The sequence below is a fragment of the Vibrio sp. V43_P6S15P86 genome, from assembly GCF_009904725.1.
Taxonomy (GTDB): domain Bacteria; phylum Pseudomonadota; class Gammaproteobacteria; order Enterobacterales; family Vibrionaceae; genus Vibrio; species Vibrio diabolicus.
The window spans coordinates 1-3311 of record NZ_WXWT01000207.1; the positions used below are offsets into that span (position 1 = coordinate 1).

The window sequence follows — 3311 nt, forward strand, 5'->3', positions numbered from 1 at the left end:
GGTAAATATAGGAAAAGAAATAAATAAGATAATTAAAGAACCATGTTTCCGAGGATATAAAATGTAAGGTACTTTTAATTAAACGAATTCTTGAATAAATGATGAAGTGTGAAAAGTGCTATTTAAGCTACGCTGTCCTATATTCCAGGTAGCGTCTTGTTTATACAATGCGTTTTCTAGGCTTAAAACTGGTTTACGTACTGTTAATCCCTTACCAGTTTCTTAATTACACATATTGGCAATATGCTCGCCAAGTTACGTGTATTGGTGTCAGTGAAAAATAGTATCTACGATAGTTCCCTCTGGGTTGGAACTCCCACTATGAATTTCTTTCATGTTCAATGTGAAACAATACCAATATTACTCAACTCGTGAAGCAAGTATAAAAAAGGACTGCTCTGGTGTTAGGCACTGCGACCGTCATTTTTAGTACGAACTGTTCGTCGTAAGTGCTGTGCAACCTAACGATTGGGAAAACCAAAAAACAAAAATGTCCCCATGCACAGAGTTAGGAAAAGTCTGCTTTATCTAAGGAAATAGGATACCAACTCACGATGAATAACGATTTCACATTTGCTATCAAAAGTATTCGCTTTGATGAGAATTACCAACCATCAGACAACACGCGAATCACTACCAACTTTGCTAATCTGGCTCGCGGAAACTACCGCCGAGAGAATCTGCGCAATGCACTCCGAATGATCGACAATCGTTTTAATGCGTTGGCATATTGGGATAACGCGCAAGGTGACCGCTACTCTGTTGAGCTTGAAATCATCTCTGTTGATATGGATATCCAAGGCAGTGGCGAAGCCTTCCCTTCGATTGAAGTGCTCAAAACTAACATTGTTGACCACAACACTAACGAGCGCATCGAAGGCATTGTGGGTAACAACTTCTCTTCATACGTGCGTGATTACGACTTTAGCGTTTTGCTGTTGGACCACAACAAAAACCAGCCACAGTTCAGCATCCCAGCGAACTTTGGTGATTTGCATGGCAAACTGTTCAAAGCTTTCGTTAATTCTGAGTCTTACAAACAGCATTTCAAAAAGCTGCCTGTGATTTGTTTGAGCGTATCGGACAACAAAGTATACCGACGCACCGAAAATCAACATCCTGTTTTGGGCTTTGAATATCAGCCGAACGAATCTTCGTTGACGGAGCAGTACTTCAAAAAGATGGGCTTACAGGTGCGCTACTTTATGCCACCAAACAGTGTCGCACCATTGGCATTCTATTTCTTCGGTGACTTGCTGAACGATTATTCAAACCTAGAGCTTATCAGTACGATCAGCACGATGGAGACATTCCAGAAGATTTACCGACCTGAGATTTACAATGCCAACGCGGTTGCCGGTAATTGCTACCAGCCAAACCTAAAAAACCTAGACCACTCGCTAACTCAAATCGTTTACGACCGAGAAGAGCGCAGCCAACTGGCGATTGAACAAGGGAAATTTGCCGAGGAGCATTTCATCAAACCTTATCAATCTGTGCTTGAACAATGGTCTGCAAACTACGCGTAATCGACAACGAGAATCTAGAAAGGAATGACGATGAAAACACTATTGCCGACTTCAACGGCTGGCAGCTTACCGAAACCTTCTTGGCTGGCCGAACCAGAAAAACTTTGGTCACCGTGGAAACTGCAAGGTGAAGAACTGATTGATGGCAAACGCGATGCGCTACGTGTCGCTTTGCAAGAACAAGAACTGGCAGGCGTTGATATCGTCAGTGATGGTGAGCAAACTCGCCAACATTTTGTGACGACCTTTATTGAGCATTTAAGCGGCGTAGATTTTGAAAACCGTAAAACGGTGACCATTCGCAACCGTTATGAAGCAAGTGTTCCGACGGTGGTTGGCCCAGTAAGCCGCACAAAGCCCGTGTTTGTTGAAGATGCAAAGTTCTTGCGTCAGCAAACTAAGCAACCTATCAAGTGGGCGCTGCCAGGCCCTATGACGATGATCGACACGCTTTATGATGATCATTACGGTAGCCGTGAAAAGCTGGCTTGGGAATTTGCGAAGATCCTCAATCAAGAAGCGAAAGAGCTTGAAGCGGCAGGTGTCGACATCATTCAGTTTGATGAGCCTGCGTTCAATGTGTTCTTTGATGATGTGAACGAGTGGGGCATTGCATGTTTAGAGCGTGCGATTGAAGGGCTGAAATGTGAAACGGCGGTGCATATCTGCTATGGCTACGGCATCAAAGCGAACACGGATTGGAAGCAAACGCTAGGCACTGAATGGCGACAATACGAAGAAGTATTCCCTAAATTGCAGCAATCGAATATCGATATTATCTCGCTCGAATGTCATAACTCACGAGTGCCTATTGAGTTACTTGAGTTGATTCGCGGTAAGAAAGTGATGGTTGGTGCGATTGACGTTGCAACCAACGAAATTGAAACGCCAGAAGAAGTGGCGAATACACTGCGAGAGGCATTGAAATACGTTGATGCCGACAAGCTTTACCCATGTACCAACTGCGGTATGGCGCCTTTGTCTCGTGAAGTATCAACCGCTAAGCTCAATGCGCTAAGTGCGGGAGCGGAGATCATTCGTAAAGAGTTGGTGGGTTGATATTAAGACTTAGGCTCGACACCATAAACTAAAGTTAGGGTCATTCCAGCGAGTTTAAACGAGACTAGGAATCTGATTACAGCTCGCTAGGAAATGGCGATAACTTTCGCACTTCAAAGCACGTGGTTAGTAGATCCTGAATCACGCTCGTCCCTCGCTGTTCAGGATGACGGATGTTGGAAGATACATCGCTCGCCACAAAATCGGTATTTGAGTAGCCCCGAGATAGGGTCATTCCAGCGAGTCTAAGCGAGACTAGGAGTCTGCTAACAACTCGCTGGGAGATGGCGATAAGCTAAGAACTTCAAAGCTCTCGGTGGGTAGATCTTGAATCACGCTCGTTCCTCGCTGTTTAGGATGACGGTTGTTGAGATATACGTTACTCACATACCCAATTATTTGGTTTGTATCCAAGATTGGGTCATTCCAGCGAGTCTAAACGAGACTAGGAATCTGATTACAACTCACTGGAAAATGGCGATAACCTTAGAACTTCACAGCACTCGGTGGGTAGATCCTGAATCACCTCGTTCCTCGATGTTTAGGATGACCGTTTTAAATAAAAATGCCGCTCGCAGTAAAGTGAGCGGCATAGTTTGTTTTCCGTTTTCAGCCCTCGGCCAAGGCTTAATTCAACTCCACATTCCTCATCTCAGGATGCTTTAGTAACATCACACGTATCCAGTGATGCACCACCCACATCACCATCGCGGTGAGCAGAAC

General features: G+C 44.5%; 2 protein-coding genes. Both read left to right on the top strand.

All coding sequences use genetic code 11. The features are described from left to right. Positions 1-554: 554 nt before the first annotated feature. Positions 555-1529, top strand: coding sequence for a DUF1852 domain-containing protein (locus tag CAG69_RS09110; protein WP_017636059.1), 975 nt, complete (start codon positions 555-557; stop codon positions 1527-1529). Positions 1530-1559: 30 nt separating this feature from the next. Beyond that, positions 1560-2588 carry a methionine synthase gene (locus CAG69_RS09115; protein WP_031780992.1) on the top strand — a complete coding sequence of 343 codons (1029 nt, stop codon included), beginning with the start codon at positions 1560-1562 and terminating at the stop codon, positions 2586-2588. Positions 2589-3311: the final 723 nt, after the last annotated feature.

Bases quoted from the DNA above. Each gene is read 5' to 3' on its own strand.
- CAG69_RS09110 (WP_017636059.1), top strand. From the start codon at position 555: ATGAATAACGATTTCACATTTGCTATCAAAAGTATTCGCTTTGATGAG.
- CAG69_RS09115 (WP_031780992.1), top strand. From the start codon at position 1,560: ATGAAAACACTATTGCCGACTTCAACGGCTGGCAGCTTACCGAAACCT.